The 5,859-nt window shown below is 45.1% G+C and carries 6 protein-coding genes and 1 pseudogene; 2 read left to right on the top strand and 5 right to left on the bottom strand.

The annotated features are described in order from the left end of the window. The 5 genes and pseudogenes from FTU95_RS14610 to FTU95_RS14590 form a co-directional block, all read right to left on the bottom strand. Positions 1-339: pseudogene (locus FTU95_RS14610) on the bottom strand (IS6-like element IS1006 family transposase); the annotation flags it as partial. Between the two features lie 255 nt (positions 340-594). Next, positions 595-1,533: a siderophore ABC transporter substrate-binding protein gene (locus FTU95_RS14605; protein ID WP_104510428.1), complete on the bottom strand. Its 939-nt coding sequence runs from the start codon at positions 1,531-1,533 to the stop codon at positions 595-597. A gap of 9 nt (positions 1,534-1,542) precedes the next feature. Then, on the bottom strand, positions 1,543-2,307 hold the full coding sequence (locus tag FTU95_RS14600; RefSeq protein WP_100329936.1) for an ABC transporter ATP-binding protein: 765 nt from the start codon (positions 2,305-2,307) through the stop codon (positions 1,543-1,545). Continuing rightward, positions 2,292-3,254, bottom strand: a complete 963-nt coding sequence (locus tag FTU95_RS14595) for an iron chelate uptake ABC transporter family permease subunit (RefSeq protein WP_005096087.1) — start codon at positions 3,252-3,254, stop codon at positions 2,292-2,294. Before FTU95_RS14595 ends, FTU95_RS14600 begins: the two co-directional genes overlap by 16 nt. Then, entirely contained in the window at positions 3,247-4,200 is a 954-nt protein-coding gene (locus FTU95_RS14590; protein WP_005096088.1) for an ABC transporter permease, read from the bottom strand. The genes FTU95_RS14595 and FTU95_RS14590 overlap by 8 nt, the downstream gene beginning before the upstream one ends. Positions 4,201-4,724: 524 nt before the next feature. Between FTU95_RS14590 and FTU95_RS14585 the strand changes: the two genes are divergently transcribed. Both FTU95_RS14585 and FTU95_RS14580 read left to right on the top strand, forming a co-directional pair. Next, a complete protein-coding gene (locus FTU95_RS14585; RefSeq protein WP_180073018.1) occupies positions 4,725-5,657 on the top strand; it encodes an IS5 family transposase in 933 nt (310 codons plus the stop codon). 39 nt (positions 5,658-5,696) lie between these two features. Further along, positions 5,697-5,859: type II toxin-antitoxin system RelE/ParE family toxin (locus tag FTU95_RS14580; RefSeq protein WP_180078861.1), on the top strand; the 163-nt coding region annotated here is incomplete at its 3' end.

Here is a 5,859-nt window from a genome sequence, read left to right as displayed (position 1 = left end):
TTTGGTATTACGTCTAGAAGAAAGATAAAAATCAATGGTATCGCCACGTTGATCGACTGCACGATACAGATAAGACCATCGTCCATTCACTTTTACATAGGTTTCATCAATATGCCACGAGCTCAGATCTGTAGGATTACGCCAATACCAGCGTAAACGTTTTTCTATTTCAGGAGCATAACGTTGAACCCAACGGTAAATAGTCGTGTGATCAACATTCACACCCCGTTCGGCCAGCATTTCCTGCAGTTCACGATAGCTAATGCCATATTTACAATACCAGCGCACAGCCCAAAGAATGATTTCGCCCTGAAAATGCCGACCATGGAAAGGATTCATATGCTGCACCTTTAGCTAAAACAGTCTTCAGCTTACCATTCGTGGTTATTTGCAACAGTGCCGTCAGATAAATACTGATAAGCGTCTCAGTTCAACGGTTTTCTGCCACCTCTACTTCAGCTCAATGACTAAAATCAGGAGAGACAACTTTAAAATCACCACGACCAGTCTATTTTCAGCTACCTATTTTGAACTCATTTATTCATGCGTTATCACACAAAGAGATGAGCCTTTCGGTCTTTTCAGCATTGGAAATTATTTTACCACTGCCTCTACTTCTTTGAGCATGGCTTGCATGCCGCCCAGACTGTCGTTGATCAAATACCAGGTGCTAGAATCCAGAAAAACAATATGATCGTTTTTAGCCGCCTTGGTCTGTCTGACTAGATTATTGTCCAGTACCTTGCGTGCACCCCCGTCACCTTCGGTAATCGCCGCACTGCGGTCAATCACAAACAGGTAGTCCGGATTCTTTTCGGCGATAAATTCATGCGATACCGACATGCCATGCGTCCCCACCTTGATACTTGGGTCGGCTGGCTGGAAACCGTACAGGTCATGAATCAGGCCAAAACGTGAACCGACCCCATAGGCAGAGAGTTTGTTGTTATTGACCAGAATCACCAAGGCAGTTTTATCCTTGGTTTTTTCCTGCAGGGCATCGATGTCTTTAGACAGCGTAGCCAGCTGCTGCTCGGCTTCAGCACGTTTGCCCAGCATATCCGCAATATTCAAGGTATGCTGGCTGAAAGAATTAAAACGGTCGCGATAATCCACCTGATTGAAATACACCGGGGCAATCCCCTGAATCTGGCCCATCAAGTTTTCCATGCGTCCACTCATTAAAATGAGCTGCGGCTGGCTTTCGGCAATTTTTTCCAGATTGGGTTCCTTCGCTGTACCGACATCGATATAGCTCTTGTTATTAAACTGCTGCAGCGCTGCCGGTAACGGAGTGCCTTGCGGCAGCGCCACCACTTTATCACTGCCGCCCAAAGTATGGATGGTATTTAAGGAGTTCGTATCCAGCACCGTGATCCGGCTTAATTCTTTGGGAATACTGATTTTACCGGCCTGACTCTCGAACTGCTGCATTTCAGATGTCGTGTTCTGGCCAGAAGGTGCATCCGTCGGACTGCATGCGGCCAAAAGACCGGTGACAAGCAGTACAGATACGCTGGTTTTGAATTGCATGGATGTCTCCTAACTAATAAAATACAGGCCCAGCTGATGTTGCTGGATTTGCTGAATCGGAATATGAAAATCGAAAATATCCTGCAGAATATCTTCATGCATGATCTGCTGCGGTGTGCCCTGATAGACCAGCTCACCGTGTTTCATGGCAATGATCTGGTTGGCATAGACCGAAGCAAAATTGATATCGTGAATCACCACAATGATGGATTTACCATGATTGACGCACAGGTCCTTAAGCACCCGCATGATCTGGGCTGAATGTTTCATGTCCAGATTATTGAGCGGCTCATCCAGCAGGATATATTTGGTGTCCTGCGCTAATACCATGGCAATATAAGCACGCTGGCGTTGTCCACCTGACAGTTCACTCAGTTGCTGGTGTCGCATCGGCTCCAGTTCCATATATTGAATGGACTGGTCAATCATCTGATGATCCTGAGCAGTCAGATGGCCATGTGAATAGGGAAAGCGTCCAAATGCCACCAGATCTTCAACCGAAAGACGCAATTCGGTATGGTTGGCCTGTTTTAAAATCGCCATTTTCTTGGCAATCTCGGCATTTTTCATCTGTTGCAAATTTTCCCCGTCCAGCATCACCTGACCCGCATCCGGGTTCATCAGCCGGCTCATGATGCCGAGCAGGGTACTTTTACCGGCACCGTTCGGCCCAATAAAGGCTGTGAACTGTCCTTCACCGATGTCGAGAGACACCTGCCTGACCACGGTTTTCTCATGATAATGCTTGCTGATATGTTCTAAGACAATTGCCATTTTTTATTGTCCTTCAATAAGATCCAAAAAAAGTAGAGTCCGCCGACAAAGTTAATGATGACACTGAGCGTAGTGCGCAAATTCAGTAGATGCAGCACAATAAACTGCCCGATCAACAGGACCAGTAACGAAACCAGGATCATGCCGGGAAGCAGAATCTGATGGCGATGGGTTTTAAAAATTTCCAGACTGATATTCAGAACCAAGAGACCGAGGAACATCATCGGACCGGCCAAAGCCGTAGCTGAAGCCAGAGCCAGCACCACCAGAATCAGCGAGATACGGCTCTCGCGATCATAATTGAGTCCCAGATTGAGCGCATGATCGCGGCCCAGTGCCATGACATCAAAAATCCGCACCTTTAGCAGACAATAGATCAGGATTGGCAGAATGGTCAGCGTCGACAGGATCAGCGGTTCGACTCTAACGAAATTGAAGCTGGCAAAGCCGGCATAGGCGGCGACCTGAAACTCATCCGGATCGAGCAGTACCTGAATATAGGTGGCCATACTGTCAAATAAGGTGGCACAGATCAGTCCGACCAGCAGTAGGAAATAGATATTCTTTTCCGCCACTTTTTTGAAAATAAAATGATAAAGCAGCAGGGCAAAGGCCAGCATCAGCGCCAGTGAAATAAAATAATCAGCCACAATATTCAGTGACAGCAGGGCGCTGGCACCAAAAATATAAATAATCAGGTTTTTGGACAGCTCATACAGTTTGTCGAGTCCCAGCGCCTGTGGGGTAACCACCCGGTTATTGACGATACTGTGGAAAATAAGGGTTGAAATTCCCACCGCCGTGCCGGCAACCACTATGCCGCATACCGTTTTAAAACGCAGACCGAGTGAATAGCGCCATGCCGGACCCAGATCCCAGCAGAGATACAGCAGCAGACTGGCCAATACCGCACAGCTCAGCAGCACTAATTTGGCCGAATTAGACATGACGATAACTCCGTAGTAACAGCCACAGGAAAATCACGCTGCCAAATACCCCCATAATCAGACTGATCGGGATTTCATAAGGATAGATCAAAATACGGCCGATAACATCACAGATGAGCACCAGCAAGGCACCCAGTAAAGCCGTCGGTGCCAAGGTTTTACTTAGATTATCGCCCAGATACAAGCTGACAATATTCGGTACAATCAGGCCCAAGAAGGGAATCGCACCGACAGTAATCACGACAACGCCGGTAATGATCGACACTAGAATCAGGCCGATAAATAAGGTCTGGTGATAATTCAGCCCCAGATTAGAAGCAAAATCCTGTCCCAGGCCAGCCAATAAAAAACGCTGGGCAAATAGGTAAATGATCAAAAACAGCGGTACACTGAGATAGATCAGTTCATATTGCCCGTTTAAAATGGTGGAAAAATCTCCCTGTAACCAGCCGGCAAGGCTCTGTAGCAGATCCATTTGCAGGGCAATAAAGGTGGTAAAGGCAGAAATAATACTGCCGAAGATCATGCCGACCAGTGGCACAAATACAGTATCCCGATGTTTCAGCCGCGATAAAATCGCCATAAAGCCCATTGCCCCGAGCAGGGTGACTACAATCGCAAAACCAGTTTTTAGAAAAATCGATGCAGTTGGCAGCAGAATAATTGAAACCAGTACCCCGAGACGGGCACAGTCATATAATCCGGCTGTGGTCGGGGAGACAAAGCGATTGCGGCTCAAGGTCTGCATGATCAGGCCGCAAACACTCAGCCCCGCACCGGCAATCAATATGGCCATCAAACGTGGGAAACGGCTGGTCCAGAACAGTTGCCAGTCATGTGCCTGACCTTGTAATAGACCCTGCCAGCTCATATCTCCGACACCGACTGACAAAGATAATCCTGCACAGAGCAGGAGTAGGATCAGCAGATAGCGGAATTTTTTCATGGAATTTTCATCAGGAATCAGGCGATATAAATATAAAAAAGCGCATCACTATGCAGTGATCTTTTTACTTAATGAAGATCATAATTTGATCATGAATCAAACTATTGAGAGTAAAATAGAGCTAAAGCTTAACGGGATAATGAATGTTAATCATTCTCACTATTGTAAGTTAATGTAAATAAAAACAGAGGTGAAGGCCGTTTAAGCGACGCAGCATTTCATTTTTGCAACGATAAAACTGGAAAAAATTGATGTCATGGTGCTCAAAAATTTTCTAATGAGTTAGGAAGGTATTGAAATTGGAGAAAGAAATACAGCGCCTACTAGCAAATATGGTCATTGGAGGAATGATCTCATAACCCTTGTTATGGCTGTTTTATGACCAGTACTGTGTCCCGATAGATAAATGAAAAGAAAGCTTCCTGACCCATTATAGTGAGCAATTTTTAGCAGAACTATTCAGGCTTACTGGCTTTGTTGCACAAACCTAGCATCAAAAGCTTATTCAGCAATATAATTTCAAAATGAATAAGCCTGCCTCTAAAATCTACCGTACAACCAATTGGTCATCCTATAACCGAGCCTTAATTAACCGAGGTAATATTTCCATTTGGTTTGATCCAAAGACTCAGTGGTATGCACAATCACAAGGCAAGCAAGGTCGAAATCAAACCTACTCCGATACAGCGATTCAATGCTGCTCAATGATCAAATTACTATTCCGACTCTCTTTACGTATGGTCACAGGTTTTGTTCAAAGTCTGATTAAACTCTCCGGATTAGATTGGACAGCTCCGGATTATTCCACCCTTTGTCGTAGACAAAAGCATATTGATATTGCGATTAGCTATCAAAAAAGTAGTGATGGACTGCATCTACTCGTAGACTCTACTGGTTTGAAGTTTCTTGGTGAAGGTGAATGGAAACGCAAGAAACATGGGGCTGAATATCGTCGCCAATGGCGTAAGCTTCACATTGCTATGGATGCTAAAACCCTGCAAATACGTGCAGTACAACTCACCACAAATAATGTCAGTGATTCTCAAGTACTCGAAGATTTACTTGCTCAAATTCCCTTGGATGAACCAATTGATTCTGTTTATACAGATGGTGCTTATGACACAAAGCACTGCCGACAAGTCATTTTAGATCGAGATGCACATGCGATCATTCCACCTAGAAAGAATGCAAAGCCTTGGAAGGATCAGCAAGCGAGGTCTATAGAGCGGAATGAATTATTAAAGACAGTCAAACGGCTAGGCAGATCGCTTTGGAAAAAGTGGTCTGGTTATCACCGTCGAAGTTTGGTTGAAACCAAGATGCATTGCATCAAATTATTAGGCGATAAATTAACAGCGCGGAGTTTTCCAAGTCAGGTGAATGAGATCCATGCACGCATGGCAGTTTTGAATAAATTCACAGAATTAGGTCGCCCTCATACCCAAGTTGTCTCTTAAATTTGAGTAGCTTAAGGGAAATCAGCCTTTCAAACCTTTATGCAACAAAGCCGGCTTGAACAGCAAGATGAACCTACACAAGAGAAGGTCCTAGCTGCCCTGGTTGTTCTACAGCAGCAGGGACCGAGTTTAGGCCGTCCTTTAGTAGATACTGTGTATGAGTCTAAATTTACCAATATGAAAGAACTGCGTGTTCAACATC

The organism is Acinetobacter sp. YH12208 (assembly GCF_013418055.1).
Classification (GTDB): Bacteria; Pseudomonadota; Gammaproteobacteria; order Pseudomonadales; family Moraxellaceae; genus Acinetobacter; species Acinetobacter pseudolwoffii.
Note: the sequence above shows the minus strand (reverse complement) of the source record. Positions and strands in the feature narration are given on the sequence as shown.

Excerpts from the sequence above, each read along its gene's own strand:
- FTU95_RS14600 (WP_100329936.1), bottom strand. The coding sequence starts at position 2,307 with ATGGCAATTGTCTTAGAACATATCAGCAAGCATTATCATGAGAAAACC.
- FTU95_RS14585 (WP_180073018.1), top strand. The coding sequence starts at position 4,725 with ATGAATAAGCCTGCCTCTAAAATCTACCGTACAACCAATTGGTCATCC.
- FTU95_RS14605 (WP_104510428.1), bottom strand. The coding sequence starts at position 1,533 with ATGCAATTCAAAACCAGCGTATCTGTACTGCTTGTCACCGGTCTTTTG.
- FTU95_RS14590 (WP_005096088.1), bottom strand. The coding sequence starts at position 4,200 with ATGAAAAAATTCCGCTATCTGCTGATCCTACTCCTGCTCTGTGCAGGA.
- FTU95_RS14595 (WP_005096087.1), bottom strand. The coding sequence starts at position 3,254 with ATGTCTAATTCGGCCAAATTAGTGCTGCTGAGCTGTGCGGTATTGGCC.